Annotated in this window: 19 protein-coding genes and 1 tRNA gene; 12 read left to right on the top strand and 8 right to left on the bottom strand. The window is 65.0% G+C overall.

Annotation, left to right across the window (positions count from 1 at the left end; translation table 11 throughout):
• Nucleotides 1-139 precede the first annotated feature (139 nt).
• The 5 genes from urtA to urtE all read left to right on the top strand — a co-directional run bounded on the left by urtA (nucleotide 140) and on the right by urtE (nucleotide 5842).
• Nucleotides 140-1435, top strand: a complete 1296-nt coding sequence (urtA, locus tag M9945_RS01930; protein WP_367943204.1) for an urea ABC transporter substrate-binding protein — start codon at nucleotides 140-142, stop codon at nucleotides 1433-1435.
• Nucleotides 1436-1516: 81 nt separating this feature from the next.
• Nucleotides 1517-3130, top strand: coding sequence for an urea ABC transporter permease subunit UrtB (gene urtB / locus M9945_RS01925; RefSeq protein WP_367943203.1), 1614 nt, complete (start codon nucleotides 1517-1519; stop codon nucleotides 3128-3130).
• Nucleotides 3127-4341, top strand: coding sequence for an urea ABC transporter permease subunit UrtC (gene urtC / locus M9945_RS01920; protein ID WP_367943202.1), 1215 nt, complete (start codon nucleotides 3127-3129; stop codon nucleotides 4339-4341). The genes urtB and urtC overlap by 4 nt, the downstream gene beginning before the upstream one ends.
• 4 nt (nucleotides 4342-4345) lie before the next feature.
• Complete coding sequence (gene urtD, locus M9945_RS01915) at nucleotides 4346-5092, top strand: urea ABC transporter ATP-binding protein UrtD (RefSeq protein WP_367929153.1); 747 nt, start codon at nucleotides 4346-4348, stop codon at nucleotides 5090-5092.
• Nucleotides 5093-5146: 54 nt separating this feature from the next.
• Nucleotides 5147-5842, top strand: coding sequence for an urea ABC transporter ATP-binding subunit UrtE (gene urtE / locus M9945_RS01910; RefSeq protein ID WP_367943201.1), 696 nt, complete (start codon nucleotides 5147-5149; stop codon nucleotides 5840-5842).
• Nucleotides 5843-5873: 31 nt separating this feature from the next.
• Here the strand turns inward: urtE and M9945_RS01905 are convergent, their stop codons facing one another.
• From M9945_RS01905 to M9945_RS01880, 6 genes are all read right to left on the bottom strand, one after another.
• The gene (locus M9945_RS01905) at nucleotides 5874-6650 is read right to left on the bottom strand and encodes an ABC transporter permease (RefSeq protein ID WP_367944744.1); all 777 of its coding nucleotides are present in this window, start codon (nucleotides 6648-6650) and stop codon (nucleotides 5874-5876) included.
• 2 nt (nucleotides 6651-6652) lie between these two features.
• Nucleotides 6653-7444: an ABC transporter ATP-binding protein gene (locus M9945_RS01900; protein ID WP_367943200.1), complete on the bottom strand. Its 792-nt coding sequence runs from the start codon at nucleotides 7442-7444 to the stop codon at nucleotides 6653-6655.
• Between the two features lie 83 nt (nucleotides 7445-7527).
• On the bottom strand, nucleotides 7528-8562 hold the full coding sequence (locus M9945_RS01895) for an ABC transporter substrate-binding protein (RefSeq protein WP_367929150.1): 1035 nt from the start codon (nucleotides 8560-8562) through the stop codon (nucleotides 7528-7530).
• Nucleotides 8563-8584: 22 nt separating this feature from the next.
• Entirely contained in the window at nucleotides 8585-8968 is a 384-nt protein-coding gene (locus M9945_RS01890; RefSeq protein WP_367943199.1) for a GntR family transcriptional regulator, read from the bottom strand.
• A 515-nt stretch (nucleotides 8969-9483) separates the two neighbouring features.
• Nucleotides 9484-9559, bottom strand: a tRNA-Ala gene (locus M9945_RS01885).
• A 141-nt stretch (nucleotides 9560-9700) separates the two neighbouring features.
• The gene (locus M9945_RS01880) at nucleotides 9701-10078 is read right to left on the bottom strand and encodes a TIGR02300 family protein (protein ID WP_367943198.1); all 378 of its coding nucleotides are present in this window, start codon (nucleotides 10076-10078) and stop codon (nucleotides 9701-9703) included.
• 364 nt (nucleotides 10079-10442) lie between these two features.
• Between M9945_RS01880 and aroA the strand changes: the two genes are divergently transcribed.
• The 5 genes from aroA (at nucleotide 10443) to rpsA (ending at nucleotide 16273) form a co-directional block, all read left to right on the top strand.
• Nucleotides 10443-11792 (top strand): 3-phosphoshikimate 1-carboxyvinyltransferase, encoded by a 1350-nt coding sequence (gene aroA, locus M9945_RS01875; RefSeq protein WP_367943197.1) that lies wholly within the window; start codon nucleotides 10443-10445, stop codon nucleotides 11790-11792.
• Between the two features lie 24 nt (nucleotides 11793-11816).
• Nucleotides 11817-12524 (top strand): SDR family oxidoreductase, encoded by a 708-nt coding sequence (locus tag M9945_RS01870; protein WP_367943196.1) that lies wholly within the window; start codon nucleotides 11817-11819, stop codon nucleotides 12522-12524.
• A gap of 62 nt (nucleotides 12525-12586) precedes the next feature.
• Complete coding sequence (rhuM, locus tag M9945_RS01865; protein ID WP_367943195.1) at nucleotides 12587-13624, top strand: RhuM family protein; 1038 nt, start codon at nucleotides 12587-12589, stop codon at nucleotides 13622-13624.
• Between the two features lie 3 nt (nucleotides 13625-13627).
• A complete protein-coding gene (gene cmk, locus M9945_RS01860; protein ID WP_367943194.1) occupies nucleotides 13628-14275 on the top strand; it encodes a (d)CMP kinase in 648 nt (215 codons plus the stop codon).
• Between the two features lie 303 nt (nucleotides 14276-14578).
• The gene (rpsA, locus tag M9945_RS01855) at nucleotides 14579-16273 is read left to right on the top strand and encodes a 30S ribosomal protein S1 (protein ID WP_367943193.1); all 1695 of its coding nucleotides are present in this window, start codon (nucleotides 14579-14581) and stop codon (nucleotides 16271-16273) included.
• 88 nt (nucleotides 16274-16361) lie between these two features.
• On the opposite strand, the gene M9945_RS01850 is transcribed toward rpsA, so the two are convergent.
• A complete protein-coding gene (locus M9945_RS01850; protein ID WP_367944743.1) occupies nucleotides 16362-17783 on the bottom strand; it encodes a sodium:proton antiporter in 1422 nt (473 codons plus the stop codon).
• Nucleotides 17784-18004: 221 nt separating this feature from the next.
• On the opposite strand from M9945_RS01850, the gene M9945_RS01845 reads away from it, so the two are divergent.
• Complete coding sequence (locus tag M9945_RS01845; protein ID WP_367943192.1) at nucleotides 18005-18979, top strand: complex I NDUFA9 subunit family protein; 975 nt, start codon at nucleotides 18005-18007, stop codon at nucleotides 18977-18979.
• Nucleotides 18980-18992: 13 nt separating this feature from the next.
• Nucleotides 18993-19760 (top strand): sulfite exporter TauE/SafE family protein, encoded by a 768-nt coding sequence (locus M9945_RS01840; RefSeq protein ID WP_367943191.1) that lies wholly within the window; start codon nucleotides 18993-18995, stop codon nucleotides 19758-19760.
• A gap of 7 nt (nucleotides 19761-19767) precedes the next feature.
• On the opposite strand, the gene M9945_RS01835 is transcribed toward M9945_RS01840, so the two are convergent.
• Nucleotides 19768-20574 carry an undecaprenyl-diphosphate phosphatase gene (locus tag M9945_RS01835; protein ID WP_367943190.1) on the bottom strand — a complete coding sequence of 269 codons (807 nt, stop codon included), beginning with the start codon at nucleotides 20572-20574 and terminating at the stop codon, nucleotides 19768-19770.
• Nucleotides 20575-20732: the final 158 nt, after the last annotated feature.

The following is a 20732-nucleotide window of genomic DNA, read 5'->3' as shown; positions in this document are numbered from 1 at the left end:
CTATTCGTGCATGACTGCGTCTCCTCTCATGAGGCGTTCCTATAAACTACTGAGATTCATTTATTTTTCCGGATTCTTTAGTTGGCATGATTTCTGCTTTCTTATGTTGCGGTGCACATATACGAAAGGGGAAGGCGCCATGAACCGGAAATTTCATACCAAGAGCCGCCTGCTGGGCGCTGCCGCCGTCGCCGCCGTTCTTGCCCATGCCGGGCCGGCGGGCGCGCAGGAAGATACGATCAAGATCGGCATCCTGCATTCGCTGTCGGGCACGATGGCGATCTCGGAGACGACCTTGAAGGACGTCATGCTGATGCTCGTCGCCGAGCAGAACAAGAAGGGCGGCCTCCTCGGCAAGCAGATCGAGCCGGTCGTGGTCGATATCGCGTCGGACTGGCCGCTGGCTGCCGAGAAGGCGCGTGAACTGATCGAAGTCAACGAGGTCGATGCCGTGTTCGGCTGCTGGACGTCGGTATGCCGCAAGTCGGTGCTGCCGGTGTTCGAGGAGCTGAACTCGCTGCTGTTCTATCCCGTCCAGTACGAGGGCGAGGAAAGCCAGCGCAACGTGTTCTACACGGGCGCCTCTCCCAACCAGCAGGCCATCCCCGCCGTCGACTACCTGATGAACGAGGAAGGCGTGGAGCGTTGGGTGCTGGCCGGCACCGACTATGTCTATCCGCAGACCACCAACAAGATCCTTGAAGCGTATCTCAAGGACAAGGGCGTGGCCGCCGAGGACATCATCGTCAACTACACGCCGTTCGGGCATTCGGACTGGCAGACGATCGTTTCCGACATCAAGAATTTCGGCTCGGCCGGCAAGAAGACGGCAGTGGTCTCCACGATCAACGGCGACGCGAATGTGCCGTTCTACCGCGAGCTGGGCAACCAGGGCATCGCGGCGGAGGATATCCCGGTCGTTGCCTTTTCCGTCGGCGAAGAGGAGCTTGCCGGCCTCGACACCGCGCCGCTGGTCGGGCATCTGGCGGCCTGGAACTACTTCATGTCTGTCGACACGCCGGAGAATGCCAGCTTCATCGAGACGTGGCATGCCTTCATCGATGACAAGGAGCGCGTGACCAACGACCCCATGGAAGCCCACTATATCGGCTTCAACATGTGGGTGGCGGCTGTCGAGAAGGCGGGTTCGACCGATGCCGACGGCGTCATCGACGCCATCGTCGGCGTCGAGGTGCCCAACCTCACCGGCGGCACGGCGGTGATGCTGCCCAACCACCACATTACCAAACCGGTGCTGATCGGCGAGATCCAGGCAGACGGTCAGTTCGACGTGGTCTGGGAGACGAAAGACCTCGTGGCGGGCGATGCCTGGTCCGACTTCCTGCCGGAATCGGCCGTGCTCGAGGCCGACTGGACCGATCCGGTCAACTGCGGAAACTACAACACGCAGACCAAGACCTGCGGCGGTTCGTAATCTCCGGTGTCCTCCAGCGCAGACCGGGGTGAAGGCGGAAACGTTTCCGCCTTCACCCACCCCCATACGGAACGGATCGCGATGCCCCGGCACTCTCTGAAGACCCTGCTGTTCGGCCTCCTGCTCGCCATCGTGGCGGGGTTGCCGGCACGCGCGCAGAGCGTCGAGGAACTGGTACGCCAGCTTCCCGACGGCAACTTTTCCGAGCGCGGCCGGGTCGTTGCGCAGCTCGCGGCCACCGGTGACACGCGCCTCGTGCCGCTCATGGAAGCATTAGCTGCCGGCGACCTCAACGCCGTCAGGGAAACCGGACAGGTCGTGTTCGTCGCGCCTGCGTCCGGCAGCGTGCGCATCACCGATGCGTTGACGGGCGAAGCGGCGGGCGAGGTCGCGCGTGACGCCGTCGAGCGCATCCGCGTCAACAACAGCCTGCGCCGCGCCATCCGCACCGCGATCGGCCAGCTTACGCTGCACAATCCCGACAGGGCGACACGGCTTGCAGCCACGCGGGCGATGTTCCAGGCCGCCGATCCCGAAAACATACCGCTGCTCGACGCGGCGATCGCGCTGGAAGAAGACACGTCCGTGCGCCAGGCGATGGAAGAGGCGAAGGCGGCCGCGATTCTGCGAACCCGGGCCTCGGCCGAGGATTTTGCGAAAGCCGTCGATGTCATCGCCGCGCGCGGCGGGCGCGCATCGCTCGGCATCCTCACCTCCGCGCTCGCCAGTGCCCCCGACGATGCCCGTACGGCCATAGAATCCGGCATTCGCGCCATCGAGAGCCGGCTCGCGCTGCTCAACGTCGCCCAGAACGTCTGGCACGGCATCTCGCTCGGTTCCGTGCTCTTTCTGGCCGCCATCGGACTCGCCATCACCTTCGGCGTCATGGGCGTCATCAACATGGCACATGGCGAGATGGTGATGATCGGCGCCTACACCACCTTCGTGGTGCAGAACATCGTACGCACGTCATATCCCGACCTGTTCGACTGGTCGCTGGCGATTGCCCTGCCGGCCGCCTTCCTCGTCACCGCGCTGGTCGGCATCGCGATAGAGCGCGGTGTCATACGGTGGCTCTATGGCCGGCCGCTGGAGACGCTGCTGGCGACATGGGGCCTGTCGCTGATCATCCAGCAGACGGTGCGCTCGACATTCGGCGCGTCCAACCGCGAGGTCGGAAACCCGTCCTGGATGTCGGGATCGTTCGACTTTTACGGCATCGCCATCACGTGGAACCGCTTCTGGATCGTGCTGTTCTCCCTCGCTGTCTTCACCGTGCTGCTCGCGATCATGAAGCGCACCGCTCTCGGCCTGCAGATGCGCGCCGTCACGCAGAACCGGCGCATGGCTGCTTCGATGGGCATCCGCACGCCATGGATTGATGCCATGACGTTCGGGCTCGGCTCGGGCATCGCAGGGCTCGCGGGCGTGGCGCTCAGCCAGATCGACAACGTCTCGCCCAATCTCGGCCAGGGCTACATCATCGATTCCTTCATGGTCGTGGTGTTCGGCGGAGTCGGCAACCTCTGGGGCACCTTCGTCGGGGCGCTGACCTTGGGTGTGGTCAACAAGTTCCTCGAGCCCTATGCAGGCGCGGTGCTGGCCAAGATCTTCGTGCTGGTCTTCATCATCCTGTTCATCCAGAAGCGCCCGCGCGGCCTGTTCGCGCTCAAGGGCAGGGCGGTGGAGACATGATCGCCGCGCGCCTTCTCGACGTCTTCGGCTCCAGGATGCTGTGGGTCGCCGCGATCCTTCTGGCGATCGCGGTGCTGGTGCCGGCGTCGAATCTGCTTCTGCCTTTCGGCCATCCCCTGCGCGTGCCCAACTACATGGTGGCGCTTCTCGGCAAGTATCTCACCTATGCGATGCTTGCGCTCGCGCTCGATCTCGTCTGGGGCTATGTCGGCATTCTCTCGCTCGGGCATGGCGCGTTCTTCGCGCTCGGTGGCTACGCGATGGGCATGTATCTCATGCGACAGATCGGCGACCGGGGCGTCTATGCCAACCCTGTCCTGCCCGACTTTATGGTGTTCCTCAACTGGCAGGAACTGCCCTGGTACTGGTGGGGCTTCGACAGATTCTGGTTCGCCATGCTGATGGTGATGGTCGTGCCCGGCCTGCTCGGCTTCGTGTTCGGCTGGTTCGCGTTCCGCTCCCGCGTCACGGGCGTCTATCTCTCCATCATCACCCAGGCGATGACCTACGCGCTGATGCTCGCCTTCTTTCGCAACGACATGGGCTTCGGCGGCAACAACGGCCTGACCGACTTCAAGGACATCCTCGGCTTTTCCCTGCAGGCGCCCGGCACCCGTGCGACGCTGTTCGCGCTCACCGCCGTTTCGCTCGCGGCCACGCTTATGGTCTGCTCGGCGATCACGCGCTCCAGGCTCGGCAAGGTGATGGTTGCGGTGCGCGATGCCGAAAGCCGCACACGCTTCATCGGCTGGCGGCCGGAATATGTGAAGCTGTTCGCCTTCGTGGTCTCGGCCGTCATCGCCGGCATTGCGGGCGCGCTCTACGTGCCGCAGGTCGGCATCATCAATCCGGGCGAGTTCGCGCCGGCAAACTCCATCGAGGTCGTGGTGTGGATAGCGATCGGCGGGCGCGGAACGCTCTACGGCCCGATCGTCGGCTCGGTGCTGGTCAACTATGCCAAGACCTGGTTCACGGCTGCCTATCCCGAACTGTGGCTGTTCGCGCTGGGCGGCCTGTTCGTCGCGGTGACGCTGTTCCTGCCGAAGGGCATCATCGGCACCTTCGGCGAATGGCGGGTTGCGGCCCGGACCCGGAAGGCGCTCATGAAGGAGTTGGCTCCGCAGCCTTCTGGCGAGGACCGCGGCGGGCGCGTCGTTCGTGCCGGCGAGCTGCCGCCGCCCGGCGCGGCCAGGCCGCAATCGGTGGAGTGAGGCGATGCCGCGCAAGGACACGCTTCTCTATCTCGACGGGGTGTCGGTCGCCTTCGACGGGTTCAAGGCGATCAACAATCTTTCCCTCGTGCTCGACAGGGGCGAGATGCGCGCCGTGATCGGACCCAATGGAGCCGGCAAGACGACGATGATGGACATCATCACCGGCAAGACCCGGCCCGACGCGGGCGAGGTCTTCTTCGACGGCACGGTGGACCTGACCCGGCACGACGAAGCCGACATCGCCATGATGGGGATCGGGCGGAAGTTCCAGAAGCCGACCGTTTTCGAGAGCCACACGGTCGAGGATAATCTGCTCCTGTCGCTGAATGGCCCGCGCTCGATCCTGCCGGCGCTGTTTCACCGCCGCTCGCCGGGCGAGCAGGGGCGCATCGACGAGATTCTCGGTATCATCCGGCTCGATGAGCGCCGCGACGAACTTGCCGCCAACCTCTCGCACGGCCAGAAGCAGTGGCTGGAAATAGGCATGCTGCTGGCGCAGGATCCCAAGCTTCTTCTGGTCGACGAGCCGGTCGCGGGCATGACCGACGCGGAAACCGCGGAAACCGCGAGGCTCCTGAAGGACATCGCACGAACCCGCTCGGTGATCGTGGTCGAGCACGACATGCATTTCGTGCGCGCGCTCGATGTCAGGGTCACGTGCCTGCACGAGGGCTCGGTGCTGTCGGAAGGTTCCCTCGATTTCGTCTCGGCCGACGAGCGCGTCGTCGAAGTCTATCTGGGGCGGTAGAGTCATGAGGGAACCCCGACACCTTCCATTCAGGAGCAAGCCGAAGGCGAGCGCATGCTGAACGTCACCGGCGCCACTCTCTGCTACGGCGCTGCGCAGGCACTGCGCGGTGTATCGCTGGTGGCGGAAACCGGCCGGATCACCTGTGTGCTCGGCCGCAACGGCGTCGGCAAAACCAGCCTGTTGCGCGCCATCGTCGGCCATCATCCGTTGACAGGCGGCGAAATCTCGTTCGAGGGGAAGGTGCTCGGCCGGAGCGCGGCGTACGATCGCGCCCGGTCGGGCATCGCTTTCGTGCCGCAGGGTCGGGAGATTTTCCCCCTTCTGACCGTGCGCGAGAACCTCGAGACCGGCTTCGCGCCGCTCAGGCGCTCCGAGCGGTCGATCCCCGAACATGTTTTCGAACTTTTTCCCGTGCTAAAGGAAATGCTCGGCCGCCGCGGCGGCGATCTTTCTGGCGGGCAGCAGCAGCAACTGGCCATCGGCCGTGCGCTGGTGATGCGGCCAAAGCTGCTCGTGCTCGACGAGCCGACCGAAGGCATCCAGCCTTCGATCATCAAGGACATCGGCCGCGCCGTCACTTATCTGAGCGATACGGTCGGCCTGACCATCCTGCTGGTCGAGCAGTATCTCGACTTCTGCCGTGAACTTGCCGACCACGTCGCGATCATGGATCGTGGCCAGATCGTCTATTCGGGCGCGGCGGAAGGGCTGGACAGGCCGGACGTGCGCGGCCATCTGATGCTCTAGGCACCCTAAAGTTGACTGCCGCAGCCGGCGCTCAGGCGTTGGCCATCTGACTGCGGTGCGCCCAGCCGGTCATGCGCATCTCGATCCAGGCCATCAGCGCGTACATGATGATGCCCTCGATCGCGAGCATGATGAGACCGGCCCAGACCAACGGTACGTTGAACTGGCTCTGTGCTGCCAGCATCATGTGACCGAGGCCTGAATTGGCCGCCACCGTCTCGGCGATCACCGAGCCGACGAAAGCAAGCGTGATCGCGATCTTCAGCGAGCCGAAGAAATAGGGCATCGAACGCGGGATGCCGACTTTCAGCATGATGTCCATCTTCCTCGCGCCGAGCGCGCGCAGCACGTCCTCCATCTCCGGCTCGATGGTCGCAAGGCCGGTCGCCACGTTGACGACGATCGGGAAGAAGGCGATCAGGAACGCGGTCAGGATGGCCGGAACGGTGCCGATGCCGAACCAGATGACGAGGATGGGAACGACCGCCACCTTGGGGATGGCGTTGAAGCCGACCATCAGCGGGTAGAGCCCGGCATAGATGAAGCGCGACCAGCCGACGAGGATGCCGAGCGCCAGCCCGCCGACGACGGCCAGCGCGAAACCGACAGAGGTGGTGTAGAGCGTTTGCAGCGAATTCTTCCAGATCGCCGGCCAGTATTGCCAGATCGCCTGAGCGATCCGGCTGGGCGCCGGCAGGATATATTGCGGCAGGCCGAAGCCTCGCGCGACGAGCTCCCAGACAATGAACAGCGCCGCCGTGTAGAGCCAGGGCGCGGCCACGATCCAGTCGAAGCCCTTCTTCTGCATGCTCATGCGGCCTTCCTCGCATCGGCGATGTTGCCGCGCAGTTCATGAACGATGTCGTTGAAATCGGCCCGGTAGAGGATTTCGAGGTCGCGCGGCCGCTCGAACGGAACGGTCTGGTTCTTGACGATGCGGCCCGGCCGCGCGCTCATGACGAAGATGCGGTCGGCGAGGAACACCGCCTCGCGCAGGTCGTGGGTGACGAGCACGATTGTCACGCCCTGCTCCGCGTGGAGGTCGCGGATGACACACCACAACTCCTCGCGCGTAAAGGAATCGAGCGCGCCGAACGGCTCGTCGAGCATCAGCAGGTCGGGCTCATGGATCAGCGCGCGGCACAGATTGGCGCGCTGCTGCATGCCGCCAGAAAGTTGCCACGGAAATTTCTGTCCAAAGCCCTTGAGGCCGACCGTTTCCAGGAGCTTCTCGGCCTTGGCGACATATTCGGCCTTGTTCCGGCGCAACCGGTGACGATGCCGGTCGACCACCTCGAGCGGCAGGAGGATATTGTCGAGCGTGGTGCGCCACGGCAGCATGGTCGGGTTCTGGAACGCCATGCCGACGATGCTGACCGGCTTGGTCACGGGCTGGCCCGCGACCACGACATTTCCCTTCTGCGGGATATGGAGGCCGGTGACGAGCTTCATGAGCGTGGACTTACCGCAGCCCGAAGGGCCGACAACGGCGGCGAATTCACCCGTACCGACTTCGAGGGCCAGGCCCTCGACGGCGAGCAGGCCCTCCGGCCCGCCATAGCGCATATCGACGTCCTCGATAGTGACCAGCGGCTGGCTCATCTGCCCTCTTTTGCTACCGCGAACGATTGCGCAGGAGCCGGCCGTTCTCCTTCGCCGGTTCCCGCGCCTTCTTCATGTCCGGATCAGGGAAGCATCCGCTCGTCCTTGGGCGGAAGGAACGACGCATCGAATACGTCGGCCGGCCCCACCGTGCCCTTCAGCCCCATCGACACTTTCAGATATTCGATGGACTGAGCCAGCTTGGCCTCGTCGACTCCACCGAAGCCGTTCTCCACCACGTAGGGCGTCCTGATGTTGAGGGCATTCGCCATGTCGAGGCGCTCGCGCTCGATCGCCGCATCCAGCACCTCGTTGCGCTTCATCACGGCAGCCACGCCGGCGTCCGGATCGGCGACCGCATCGGCGAACCCCTTGGCAAGCGCCTTGAGAAAGCCCTTGACCGCGTCGGGATTCTGCGCCGCGAAGTCGGTATTGATCAGGATGGAGTTGCCATAGAGGTCCAGGCCGTTCTCGGCCATCATGATCATCGAGATGTCGTCTGCCGGAACGCCCTGCGCCTTCAGGTTCAGCACCGACGAAAAGGCAAAGCCGAAGATGCCGTCGACCTGGCCCTGCGCCAGCATCGGCTCTCGCACCGGGAAGCCGACGCTCTCGATGGTTACCTTGGACTCGTCGATGCCGGCGGCCTGCACGAAGGCTTTCCACTGCGCGAAAGCGCCGTCCGGCGGCGGAGCACCGAGCTTCCTGCCTTCAACGGATTTCGGGTCCTCGGTGACTCCGAGCGACTTTCTTCCGATGATCGAGAACGGCGGGCGCTCGTAGATCACCATCGCCGCCTTGACCTTCTGCGACGGGTCCTCGTCGAGAAACTTGATCAGCGAATTGATGTCCCCGAAGCCAATCTGGTAAGCGCCGGTCGCCACGCGCGGGATCGCCTCGACAGAGCCTGCCCCGGAATCGATCGTGACGTTGAGGCCCTCTGCCTCGAAATGCCCGTTGTCGATCGCGAGGAAGAAGCCGGCGGCCGGTCCCTCGAACTTCCAGTCGAGCGTGAACTTGATGTCGGTCTGCGCGGATGCTGGCGCGGCAAGGCCGGTGAGCATCGAGCCAGCCATCAGGCTGGCAGTCGCGAGCGAGAACAACCTGCGAGAAATCATGGCAATACCCCAACGCATTGTGCTACCGGCAATAAGATCGGGTCATATCGCGCAATGCAAGTGTTAATTGCCTAGCGCTTTGGCAAATTTGTGCATTGCACAAAGTTTCAGCAAAATGCCTATGCGCATATCGCAGAATATGGGGCAAATAGCGGGTCGGGCTTGACCGGTCTGATATCGTTCCGATCGCCAATCCGCATGTTTCGACAGTGCGCGCATGCACTGTTCGCCATATGCACCTTGCAGAGCAGGCATCCGGAAGCATCCAAGAGGGAGATGCGGTGCCATCGACCGCCAGAAGCTCGCGCTTGAGGAGGCTATTCTGTTCGAGCAGGCACAATCCTTCGCGCAGCGCATGACGGTTAACCCCGAACTGTGCTGCCATCTCCGTTTCGGAAGGCAGCATGTCCGCATCAGGTGAGCCTCCTTCCTACCCAACGCCGATGCCTGCATGTCTTTGCTCAGGCGTTCGTAGAGCAGATCAATGTGCTCCCGCTTCTCGCCCCGCGTCTTGTCCGACCAGCGGCTTTCCAGCCTGACAAACTTCCAGAACTTCTCGACCAGCTCGGCCAGCGTCAAGGAATCCGCTTCGGGTGCCAAGCCGGTGGATTGAGCCGGCCTAGGTTTGAAATCGAAGCTCTCGGCATCTGAACTATAGGCGAGGACGGCCTTCGCATAATCCCGCTGCGCTTGGGCTCTCGACCGCTTGAAAGTCTCGAACTGTAGACTATCGGCCTACGCGTGCATTTCATAGCGCCTGACGAAATCGCGCGCCGTCTGCTTGCAGGGCGGAAGGGTCCAGCGGAAACAGAAAATCCCGTGCCGGGAACGCTGGAGATAGGTCGGATTGAACAAGCCAATGTCTCACCTGGTTGTCCCACCAAGCAAAACCTGTAGCTAACATCCTTATTTCTAAGGAATTGGTGGAGCCAAGGGGAGTCGAACCCCTGACCTCTTGAATGCCATTCAAGCGCTCTCCCAACTGAGCTATGGCCCCACTGTTGGCCTCGGGAGGTCGTCCCTGGCCAAAGCCGTTTCCGGCATGTGCCAGCGCGCCTGGGAACGCGCCGGTTTTCGAAGGCGGCTTCTAGCCTTGCCTGAAGCCAAGATCAAGCCTCGTGCGAGGCTTTTTTATGCGTCAGCCCTCGTCGTCGTCGCCGCCGACATTGATGATGCCGGAAACGTCGTCCTCGTCTTCCTCGTCCTCGGCGAGGAAGGTGTCGTCCTCCTCGTCGTCGCCGAGGTCGACGTCGTCGTCGAGCGAGATGTTGTCGTCGCCCTTGGCCTCGTCGTCGGCGTCCTCGAGCGAGATCAGCTCGGCGCCGCCCTCCTCGACGTCGACTTCCTTGTCCTCAAGCTCCTCGTCCTCGATGACCGGCGACGTGCCGTTGTCGAAATAGGAACGCGGATAGGACTGCCCCGTATAGGGCGACACGACCGGATCCTTGTTCAGGTCGTAGAACTTGCGGCCCGTCTCAGGGCAGATGCGTTTGGTGCCGAGATCAGGTTTAGCCATATGCTGCCTCTTCGTCTTGCTGGCTGCTGGGCCGCCCCCTCAGCGCCATCCGGCGGGGCGGCATCGCCCGCGCAACGGCCCATCCTCGTGAAAAAAGTCCGGTCCCCTTAGCGGCAAGCGCGGCCGCTGTCAAAGCCTATGTCGGCCCGCCGTCGGAGCCCGCGCCGGAGGCCGCGCCAATGCCGGCGGGCGCGGCGCGCGCAACGGCGCAAAAGGCGGCATCGAAGGATAAGCGGGCCGGGACGCCGACGGGGGATGACCGGACCCGAAACCCGTGTTAGGAGACGCCCGCACCGATGAAGCCGCCGCCGTCTGGAACGCCGCGTTCCGCAACGGCCGCCACGACCGTCCTCCGGGTAAAGCCATGACCGCCCATACCGCGCCCGTTCCCGCCACCGCCTCGCGCTCGCCCGCGCTTTCAGGCGCGATCCGCCTGCCGGGCGACAAGTCGATCTCGCACCGCGCCTTCATGTTCGGCGGCCTCGCCGCCGGCGAGACGCGCATCACCGGCCTGCTCGAGGGCGAGGACGTGCTGCGCACCGGCGAGGCGATGAAGGCGATGGGCGCGCATATCGAGAAGGCGGGCGAGGAATGGATCATCCGCGGCACCGGCAACGGCGCGCTGCTGGAGCCCGAAGCGCCGCTCGATTTCGGCAATGCCGGCACCGGCTGCCGCCTCACCATGGGCCTCGTCGGCGTCTATGATTTCGATTCCACCTTCATCGGCGACGCCTCGCTGACCAAGCGCCCGATGGGCCGCGTCCTCAATCCGCTCAGGCTGATGGGCGTCCAGGTGCCCGAGGCCGCGCCCGGCGAGAAGATGCCGGTCACGCTGCGCGGGCCGAAGACGCCGACGCCGATCACCTATCGCGTGCCGATGGCCTCCGCGCAGGTCAAATCCGCCGTGCTGCTCGCCGGCCTCAACACGCCCGGCATCACCACGGTCATCGAGCCTATCATGACACGTGATCATACCGAAAAGATGCTGCAGGGATTTGGCGCCAACCTCACCGTCGAGACGGATACGGACGGCGTGCGCACGATCCGCCTCGAAGGCCAGGGAAAACTCACCGGTCAGGTCATCGATGTGCCGGGCGACCCGTCCTCTACAGCCTTCCCGCTGGTCGCGGCGCTGCTTGTGCCGGGCTCTGATGTCACCATTCTCAACGTGCTGATGAACCCGACCCGCACCGGCCTCATCCTGACGCTGCAGGAAATGGGCGCAAACATCGAAGTCTTGAACCCGCGCCTTGCCGGCGGCGAGGACGTCGCGGACCTGCGCGTGCGCTCTTCTGAGCTCAAGGGCGTGACGGTGCCGGAAGACCGCGCGCCGTCGATGATCGACGAATATCCCGTCCTTGCCGTCGCCGCCGCCTTCGCCGAAGGCATGACGGTCATGAACGGCCTGGAAGAGCTTCGCGTCAAGGAAAGCGACCGTCTCTCGGCCGTCGCGGTCGGCCTGAAGCTCAACGGCGTCGATTGCGACGAGGGCGAAACCTCGCTGATCGTGCGCGGCCGCCCGGATGGAAAGGGCCTCGGCAACGCCTCGGGCGCCGCCGTTGCCACCCATCTCGACCACCGCATCGCCATGAGCTTCCTCGTCATGGGCCTCGTCTCGGAAAACCCCGTTACGGTGGACGACGCGACGATGATCGCCACGAGCTTTCCCGAGTTCTTTGGCCTGATGACCGGGCTCGGGGCGCGGATAGAATAACGGATCGAAGAGGAGGGACGAACGATGGGCGCACAGCTCAAGGTGGCGATGGTGGTCGGCGGCGGCTCCGGCATGGGCGCGGCCTCGGCGCGCAAGCTGGCCGCCGAAGGCTGGGCGGTGGCGGTGATGTCATCCTCCGGCAAGGGCGAGGCGCTGGGCAATGAGCTGGGCGGCCTCGGCTTCACCGGCTCCAACCAGTCGGCCGAGGACCTTTCCCGCTTCGTCGAGAGGGTGATGGCGAAATGGGGCCGCATCGACGCGCTGGTCAACGGCGCGGGCCACGGGCCGCGCGCGCCGCTGATCGAGATCTCCGACGAGGACTGGCACAAGGGCTTCGACGTCTATTTCCTCAACGTGGTGCGCGCGACGCGACTCGTCGCGCCGGTGATGGCGGCGCAGGGCGGCGGGTCGATCGTCAACATCTCCACCGCATGGGTGGGCGAGCCGAGCGCCATGTTCCCGACCTCGGCCGTGGCGCGGGCGGGGCTCGCCGCCTACGCCAAGCTGTTCGCCGACGAGTTCGCCGCCCGCAACGTGCGCATGAACACCGTGCTGCCGGGCTGGATCGACAGCCTGCCGGCAACCGACGAGCGCCGCGAGAGCGTGCCGATGAAGCGCTACGGCCGCGCCGGGGAGGTTGCCGAGCTCGTCGCCTTCCTCGCCTCGGACAAGTCGGCCTATATCACCGGCCAGAATCTCCGCATCGACGGCGGCCTGATGCGCGCGGTCTGACGGGTTGTGGAAAGCAGCATATGAATGTTGCCAATTTGTTCGACTGGCCTTAGCTGGTAGCTATGAACAGTGACTCCGAGGGTCCGGTCCAACTGGTTGAAGACGTTGAATCGGGTGACCGATTTCTGATCTATGAATCATCGGGAGGGCCGCGGCTCGATATACGCTTTCAGAGCGAGACGCTCTGGATGACTCAGGCTCAGATCGCCCAGCTTTTTGGGCGTGACCAGTCCGTGATTTCTCGCCACATCGGCAATGTTTTGAGTGACGGCGAACTGGTTGAAGAAGGCAATATGCAAAAAATGCATATTGCAAATGCGGATCGCCCGGTAACGCTCTACAGCCTCGATATGGTCATCTCGGTCGGATATCGGGTCTCGTCCGCTCAGGCCACCGTGTTTCGTCGTTGGGCGACGGGAGTGCTGGTGCGCTATGCCAGATCCGGCTTCGTCGTCGATGCTCCTCGCCTCAAAGCGCCCGAGAACGCGGATCGCATTGCGGAATTGCGCGAGATCATCCGCGACATCCGCTCTGACGAGGCGAATGTCTACCGGGAATTGAAGAGCATCTGCGCGATGTGCCAGGATTACGATCCTGCCTCGCAGAAGGCGCGCGAGTTCTATCAGCGGACCCAGGCCAAGCTCGTCTTTGCCGTAACCTCCAAAACGCCGTCGGAGGTTGTTTTCGAGCGTTCCGATCATCGTGCCGACAATATGGGGCTGACGAACTGGCCATCGGAAAACATACGCAAGAGCGATGTCACCACATCCAAGAACTACATGAGCGACAGCGAACTGCGTGAGTTGAACCGCCTGACGATGATATTACTCGACATTTTCGAGGACCAGCTCGATCTCGGGCGGCTGGTAGTGATCGGCGATGCCGAACGATTGCTGGATCAACAGCTGAGCAGTTTGGGACGCGCTCTGCTGCGGCATGGCGGCAGCATTTCGGCCAACCATGCGCGGCGGAAAGCCGAGACCGAATATTCCAGATTTGCTGAGGACAGAAAGATGGAGCGCCATGCGGAAGCCGATAGGGGGATCAGCGCGCTGGCGCGCCAGGCAAAGAGCCTGCCCAAGTCGCGACGAGGCGACTAATTGATGCCGCATTTCATCATCGCCATCGACGGGCCGGCCGGGGCGGGCAAGGGCACGATGGCGCGCCGGCTCGCCGACCATTACCGGCTGAACCTGCTCGATACCGGCCTGACCTATCGCGCGGTCGCGCATCGCATGCTTGTAGAGGGACTGCCGCTCGACGACGAGGCGGCGGCGGCCCGCGCGGCGGCCGCGGTCGATCTCGGCGCGCTCGACCGCGAGACGCTGTCGCAGCACGCGGTCGGCGAGGCGGCGTCGAGGATCGCGGTCATTCCCGCCGTGCGGCGCATGCTGGTCGAGAAGCAGCGCGCCTTCGCGCGCGCCGCGCCCGGCGCGGTGCTCGACGGCCGCGACATCGGCACCGTGGTCTGTCCCGATGCCGACGTGAAGCTCTACGTCACGGCGACGGCCGCGGTCCGGGCACGGCGGCGGCTCAACGAGATCGAGGCGCGCGGCGGCACGGCCGACTACGGGCAAATCCTCGCCGACATCGAGCGCCGCGACGCGCGCGACACGGAGCGCGCCGATTCGCCGCTGAGGCCGGCAGTCGACGCGCACTTGCTCGATACGAGCGAAATGGATATAGAGACCGCGTTTCTGGCAGCGAGAAAGCTGGTCGATCAGGCCCTCGACGCCCGGAACGAAGGCTGAAAGCGACAGGCGGCGCACCGTTTCGCCCGAAAGGGACGGGAACGGCTTGCGGCGCGGTTTTTCGTTTTTACCTTCAGCGATTCTAGGAAAAGCGTGAAGCACTTTTCCGTCCGGAATCGCGCGAAAGCAACCAACCGGCCCGCCGCATCGTCAAGCGCCGGAAATGCCGCCGAAAAAGCGGCAAGCCGATCCGCGAAGAGCGGATCGCGATGCGACACGGGCCAGAACGCAACGCAAACCCATGGCGCAGCCCGAAGGCCCCTTATGCACGCGATGCCGGGGCAGGGCATTCCAGGAGCACATATGTCCCAAGCAAACCCCACCCGTGACGATTTCGCCAGCCTGCTCGACGAGTCGTTCTCCGCCGAGCATTCCGCCGAAGGTTCCGTCGTCAAGGGCCTCATCACCGCCATCGAGAAGGACATGGCCATCATCGACGTCGGCCTCAAGGTCGAAGGTCGTGTGCCGCTGAAGGAGTTCGGCGCGCAGGCCAAGGAGCTCAAGGCCGGCGATGAAGTCGAGATCTATGTCGAGCGCATCGAGAACGCGCTGGGCGAGGCCATGCTGTCGCGCGAGAAGGCTCGCCGCGAGGAAAGCTGGGTCCGCCTCGAGGCCAAGTTCAACGCCGGCGAGCGCGTCGAGGGCGTCATCTTCAACCAGGTCAAGGGCGGCTTCACGGTCGATCTCGACGGCGCCGTGGCCTTCCTGCCGCGCAGCCAGGTCGACATCCGCCCGATCCGCGACGTCACGCCGCTGATGCACAACCCGCAGCCCTTCGAGATTCTCAAGATGGATCGCCGCCGCGGCAACATCGTCGTGTCGCGCCGCACGGTTCTTGAAGAGAGCCGCGCCGAGCAGCGCTCCGAGATCGTCCAGAACCTCGAAGAGGGTCAGGTCGTTGAGGGCGTCGTCAAGAACATCACCGACTACGGCGCGTTCGTCGACCTCGGCGGCATCGACGGCCTGCTGCATGTCACCGACATGGCCTGGCGCCGCGTCAACCATCCGACCGAGATCCTCAACATCGGCCAGACGGTCAAGGTGCAGATCATCCGCATCAACCAAGAGACGCACCGCATCTCGCTGGGCATGAAGCAGCTCGAGGCCGACCCGTGGCAGGACATCGGGACCAAGTTCCCGATCGGCAAGAAGATCCTCGGCAAGGTCACGAACATCACCGACTACGGCGCGTTCGTCGAGCTGGAGCCGGGCATCGAGGGCCTCATCCACGTCTCCGAGATGTCGTGGACCAAGAAGAACGTCCACCCCGGCAAGATCCTGTCGACGACGCAGGAAGTCGACGTGGTCGTGCTCGAGGTCGACCCGCAGAAGCGCCGCATCTCGCTGGGCCTCAAGCAGACGCTGGAGAACCCGTGGGAGGCCTTCGCGCGCAACCATCCGGTCGGATCGGTTGTCGAGGGCGAGGTCAAGAACAAGACCGAGTTCGGCCTGTTCATCGGCCTCGACGGCGATGTCGACGGCATGGTCCACCTCTCCGACCTCGACTGGAACCGTCCGGGCGAGCAGGTGATCGAGGAATACAACCGCGGCGACATGGTGCAGGCGCAGGTCCTCGACGTCGACATCGAGAAGGAGCGCATCTCGCTCGGCATCAAGCAGCTCGGCCGCGACGCGGTCGGCGAGGCGGCGTCCTCGGGCGAGCTGCGCAAGGGCGCGGTCGTCACCTGCGAGGTCACGGCGGTCAAGGACGGCGGGCTCGAGGTCAACCTCGTCGACCACGGCCTCGAGAGCTTCATCAGGCGCGCCGACCTTTCCCGCGACCGCGACGAGCAGCGCCCCGAGCGCTTCTCGGTCGGCCAGAAGGTCGATGCCCGCGTCGTCGTCTTCGACAAGAAGACCCGCAAGCTGCAGGTCTCGATCAAGGCGCTGGAAATCGCCGAGGAGAAAGAGGCGGTCGCCCAGTACGGCTCGACCGACTCCGGCGCCTCGCTCGGCGACATCTTGGGCGCCGCGCTCAAGAAGCAGGGACGCGAATAGCGCCTTCCCGGCTTCGGGCCTGAAACGAGAAAACCCGCCGGAGCGATCCGGCGGGTTTTTTCTTTGCCTCCGCCCTGCGCCCTGACGGCTAGAGGAAGAAGACGAGGCTCGCCAGCGCGAAGACCGGGACCAGCACCGCGCCCGACCACAGCATGTAGCCGAAGAAGCTCGGCATCGCGACGCCGGCCCCGCGGGCGATGGCGTAGACCATGAAGTTGGGCGCGTTGCCGATATAGGTGTTGGCGCCCATGAACACGGCGCCGGCCGAGATCGCGATCAGCGTCGACGACAGCGTGGTCATCAGCGCCTGCGGGTCGCCGCCGGCCATCTCGAAGAAGACGAGGTAGGTCGGCGCGTTGTCGAGGAAGGACGAGAGCGCGCCGGTCAGCCAGAAATAGGCGAGGTCGTTCGGCGCGCCGTCCGCCCCGGTGACGAGGGCGACGAGCGGCGCGAACGCGCCGCCGAGCCCTGCGCGCAGGATGGCGATCACCGGCACGATGCAGATGAAGATGGCGGCGAACAGCTTGGCGACCTCGAGGATCGGCCCCCAGTTGAAGCCGTTGGCGGCGCGGTATTCCTTGCTGGAGACGGCGAGCGAGACGAAGGCGAGCGCGAGAATGATGACGTCGCGCGCGAGGTTCTGCCACTCGACGGTGACGCCGGCTATGGTGATCCCGCCGCCAGGCTTCCACATGCCCGACATCAGGATCGCGGCGATGACGCCGGCGAGCAGCGGCAGGTTGACGAGGCCGCGCAGCCGCACGCGCGAATCGGGCGTCGGGTCGACGATCTTCGGCAGCCCGCCTTCGCGGCGGTAGAGCACGCTGTCGAGGACGAAGAAGAGGCCGAGCACGAGGCCGCCGACGAACAGGGTTTCCGGCAGCAGGTGCGTCGTGGTCCAGAAGAAGTCGACGCCGCGCAGGAAGCCGAGGAACAGCGGCGGGTCGCCCAGCGGCGTCAGCGAGCCGCCGATGTTGGAGACGAGGAAGATGAAGAACACGACGACATGGACGTTATGACGGCGGTCGTCGTTGGCGCGCAGCACCGGGCGGATCATGATCATCGACGCGCCGGTGGTGCCGACGACCGACGCCATCAGCGCCCCGATCAGCAGAAGCGCCGAATTGACGAGCGGCGTGCCGCACAGATTGCCGGAGACGAGGATGCCGCCGGCGATGGTGAACAGCCCGAACAGCAGGATGATGAACGACATGTATTCGAGCAGCATGGCATGCAGCACCGCTTCCGTCGCCGCCGGCAGCCCGTAGGCGAGGACGAGCGGCACGATGACGAGCGCGGCCCAGAACGCGGCGATCTTGCCGTAGTGGTGTTCCCACGCATGCGGGAAGAACAGCGGCCCGCCGGCGATGCACAGCAGGATGCCGGCAAAGGGAATCGCCCACAGCAGCGACATCTCGCTTCCGGGCAGGCCGTGCGCCTCGGCGGCCAACGCCTGCGGCGCGGCCAACCCGGCCAGCGCCATGACGGCCGCCACTGCAGCAAGCCGCATCGCCAAATGGATCGCCAAGCGCATCGAATGTCCTCCTGCCCACGGATACTCAAGTCCGTGTCGTCAATAGCCGCCTTGGAATGCAGGTTGAAGCAGAATCGGAAAAGCGAGGGACGATTCTCCATATGGGGCAATTCGCGCCCTTTGCCTTTGGCGGAGAAGCGATTAAGAAGCGGCTGAACAGGCAAGCCATTGGAGAGCCAGCCCATGGAGAGCAAGCCATGACGCCAGTCGTAAAGGTCCCCCCGCTCGTCACGGTTTTCGGCGGCGGCGGTTTCATCGGCCGCCATGTCGTGCGCGCGCTCGCCAGGCGCGGCTACCGCGTCCGGGTCGCGGTGCGCAATCCGAACCTCGCGCTGCACGTCCAGCCGCTCGGCAATGTCGGGCAGATCCAGCCGGTGCAGGCGAACCTGCGCGTGCGCTGGTCGGTGGACCGCGCGGTCGAGGGCGCCGACTGCGTCGTCAACCTCGTCGGCATCCTGCATCAGAGCGGCCGCCAGACCTTCAACGCCGTGCAGGAGTTCGGCGCGCGGGCCGTGGCCGAGGCCGCGCGGGCCGAGGGCGCGAAGCTCGTCCACGTCTCGGCCATCGGCGCCGACGCCTCTTCGCCCATTCCTTACGCCCGCACCAAGGGGCAGGCCGAGAAGGCGGTGCTCGATATCGTCAGGGACGCCGTCGTCTTCCGCCCGTCGATCGTGTTCGGGCCTGAGGACCGTTTCTTCAACCGCTTCGCCGCCATGGCCCGCCTTTCGCCCGTCCTGCCGCTGATCGGCGGCGGCGAGACGAATTTCCAGCCGGTCTATGTCGGCGACGTCGCCGAGGCGATCGCGCGCGCGGTCGACGGCACCGTCGCGGGCGGCCGCATCTACGAACTGGGCGGGCCGGAGGTGCGCAGCTTCCGCGCGCTCCTCGAGGAGATGCTGCGCGTCGTCGAGCGCAAGCGCATCCTCGTTCCGCTGCCGTGGTGGCTGGCGAAGCTGCAAGGGCGCATCCTCGGCCTGCTGCCCAATCCGCTGCTGACCGCCGACCAGGTCGAGATGCTGAAGCACGACAACGTCGTCTCCGGCGAGGCGCGCAGCGAAGGCCGCACGCTCGAGGGCATCGGCATCACGCCGCAGACGACCGAGGCGGTGCTGCCGACCTATCTGTGGCAGTATCGCCCGGCCGGCCAGTTCACCAAGACCACCGTGGCGTAGGAGAAGCCCGGCCTTGGAGACGCTTGCCGCGCTCCTGCCCGAGGGTCTCGGCGCGGGCGCGGCGCTGCTGCTCGTCGTCGCCTCGTTCTTCACCTCGGCGCTGACCGCCGCCTTCGGCGTCGGCGGCGGCGTCGCCATGCTGGCGCTGATGGGGCTGTTCATCCCGGTCGCGGCGCTGATTCCCGTTCACGGCGCGGTGCAGCTCGGCTCCAACACCGGCCGCGCCTGGCACCAGCGGGCGCATGTGCGACGCGACATCTTCGGCCCGTTCCTCGCCGGCTCGCTCGCCGGGGCGGTGGCCGGCGCGTTCTTCGTGGTCCAGCTTCCCGATGCGCTGCTGAAGCTCGTGCTCGGCCTCTTCATCGTCGCGGTAACGTGGACCAAGATACCCGGCTTCGACAGGCTGTCGCGCGCCGGCCTTGGCGTTGGAAGCGCCGTCACCGCGCTGGTGACGATGTTCGTCGGCGCGACCGGGCCGCTGCTGTCGGCCTTCTTCGCCCAGCTGATGCCGGGCGACCGCAAGGCGCTCGTCGCCACCCATGCGGCCGGCATGACCGTGCAGCATTTCCTCAAGGTGGTGGTGTTCGGCTTTGCCGGCTTCGCCTTCGCCGCCTGGCTGCCGCTCGTCGCCGTCATGATCGCGTCGGGCTATCTCGGCACGGTTTACGGCAGCGCGTGGCTGGAGAAGCTTCCGGAAGAGACCTTCCGCCGCTGGTTCAAGGTCGGCATCACGCTGCTGGCGCTCGATATGATCCGTCGCGGGCTGACGGCGTATCTTTGAGCGGCGTTCAGCCCCAGATGGCGAGAGCGATCAGCCCGAGGGTGCCGACGATCAGCCGCCACCAGCCGAACAGCGCGTAGCCGCGCCGCGAGACGAAATCGAGCAGCCGGCGCACGACGAGCACCGCGGCGAAGAAGGCGCAGACGAAGCCGGTGGCGATGATCGGCAGGTCGGCCGCCGACAGCGCGTCGCGGTTCTTGAAAAGGTCGTAGGCGAAGGCGCCGGCCATGGTCGGCATGGCGAGGAAGAACGAGAGCTCGGCCGCCGAGCGCTTGTCGGCGCCGAGCAGCAGGCCGCCGACGATGGTCGCGCCCGAGCGCGACACGCCGGGGATCATGGCGAGGCACTGGAAGAGGCCGATGCGGAAATAGACCGAGAGCGGGAACCGCCCCGCGTCGACGTATTTCGGCGCGACGTCGCGCCGGTCGACCCACAGGAGCACGAAGCCGCCGAGGATCAGCATGATGCAGATCAGCACCGGCGTCTCGAACAGCACGGTCTTGATGAAGCCGTGCGCGAGCGCGCCGATCACCGCCGCCGGCAGGAAGGCGATGAGGATGCCGGCGACGAAATTCTGCGTGCCGCGGTCGGACGGCAACTTCATAAGCATGTCCCAAAGCCGGGCGAAATAGACCGACAGGATGGCGAGGATCGCGCCGAGCTGGATCAAAACCTCGAACGCCTTGCCGGTGGATTCGAAGCCCATGAAGTGCCCGGCGAGCAGGATATGGCCGGTCGAGGAGACGGGGATGAACTCCGTCAGCCCTTCGAGGATGCCGAGAAGGGCGGCCTCGACGATGCTCTGCTCGCTCATTCGCGCCTCCGTCGCCGGGCATCGCCGCCGGCTGCTTGCTTGTCAGGGGGATGATGAGCGCCTATAGGACGGGGCTGGCCCGGCGCCCGACTCGAAAAACGGGTCCGAGACTTAGCCCCGTCGCCGCAAAAAAGCCAGAGCGTTGCGTATCCCGGTTG

Origin of the sequence: Aquamicrobium sp. (assembly GCF_023954335.1) — a bacterium.
Classification (GTDB): Bacteria; Pseudomonadota; Alphaproteobacteria; order Rhizobiales; family Rhizobiaceae; genus Aerobium.
The sequence above is the reverse complement of the archived record's forward strand: the minus strand, read 5'-3'. Positions and strand labels throughout refer to the sequence as shown.

Coding starts and splice junctions, on each gene's coding strand:
- urtA (WP_367943204.1), top strand. CDS start 140: ATGAACCGGAAATTTCATACCAAGAGCCGCCTGCTGGGCGCTGCCGCC.
- urtB (WP_367943203.1), top strand. CDS start 1,517: ATGCCCCGGCACTCTCTGAAGACCCTGCTGTTCGGCCTCCTGCTCGCC.
- urtC (WP_367943202.1), top strand. CDS start 3,127: ATGATCGCCGCGCGCCTTCTCGACGTCTTCGGCTCCAGGATGCTGTGG.
- urtD (WP_367929153.1), top strand. CDS start 4,346: ATGCCGCGCAAGGACACGCTTCTCTATCTCGACGGGGTGTCGGTCGCC.
- urtE (WP_367943201.1), top strand. CDS start 5,147: ATGCTGAACGTCACCGGCGCCACTCTCTGCTACGGCGCTGCGCAGGCA.
- M9945_RS01905 (WP_367944744.1), bottom strand. CDS start 6,650: ATGCAGAAGAAGGGCTTCGACTGGATCGTGGCCGCGCCCTGGCTCTAC.
- M9945_RS01900 (WP_367943200.1), bottom strand. CDS start 7,444: ATGAGCCAGCCGCTGGTCACTATCGAGGACGTCGATATGCGCTATGGC.
- M9945_RS01895 (WP_367929150.1), bottom strand. CDS start 8,562: ATGATTTCTCGCAGGTTGTTCTCGCTCGCGACTGCCAGCCTGATGGCT.
- M9945_RS01890 (WP_367943199.1), bottom strand. CDS start 8,968: ATGCTGCCTTCCGAAACGGAGATGGCAGCACAGTTCGGGGTTAACCGT.
- M9945_RS01880 (WP_367943198.1), bottom strand. CDS start 10,078: ATGGCTAAACCTGATCTCGGCACCAAACGCATCTGCCCTGAGACGGGC.
- aroA (WP_367943197.1), top strand. CDS start 10,443: ATGACCGCCCATACCGCGCCCGTTCCCGCCACCGCCTCGCGCTCGCCC.
- M9945_RS01870 (WP_367943196.1), top strand. CDS start 11,817: ATGGGCGCACAGCTCAAGGTGGCGATGGTGGTCGGCGGCGGCTCCGGC.
- rhuM (WP_367943195.1), top strand. CDS start 12,587: ATGAACAGTGACTCCGAGGGTCCGGTCCAACTGGTTGAAGACGTTGAA.
- cmk (WP_367943194.1), top strand. CDS start 13,628: ATGCCGCATTTCATCATCGCCATCGACGGGCCGGCCGGGGCGGGCAAG.
- rpsA (WP_367943193.1), top strand. CDS start 14,579: ATGTCCCAAGCAAACCCCACCCGTGACGATTTCGCCAGCCTGCTCGAC.
- M9945_RS01850 (WP_367944743.1), bottom strand. CDS start 17,783: ATGCGGCTTGCTGCAGTGGCGGCCGTCATGGCGCTGGCCGGGTTGGCC.
- M9945_RS01845 (WP_367943192.1), top strand. CDS start 18,005: ATGACGCCAGTCGTAAAGGTCCCCCCGCTCGTCACGGTTTTCGGCGGC.
- M9945_RS01835 (WP_367943190.1), bottom strand. CDS start 20,574: ATGAGCGAGCAGAGCATCGTCGAGGCCGCCCTTCTCGGCATCCTCGAA.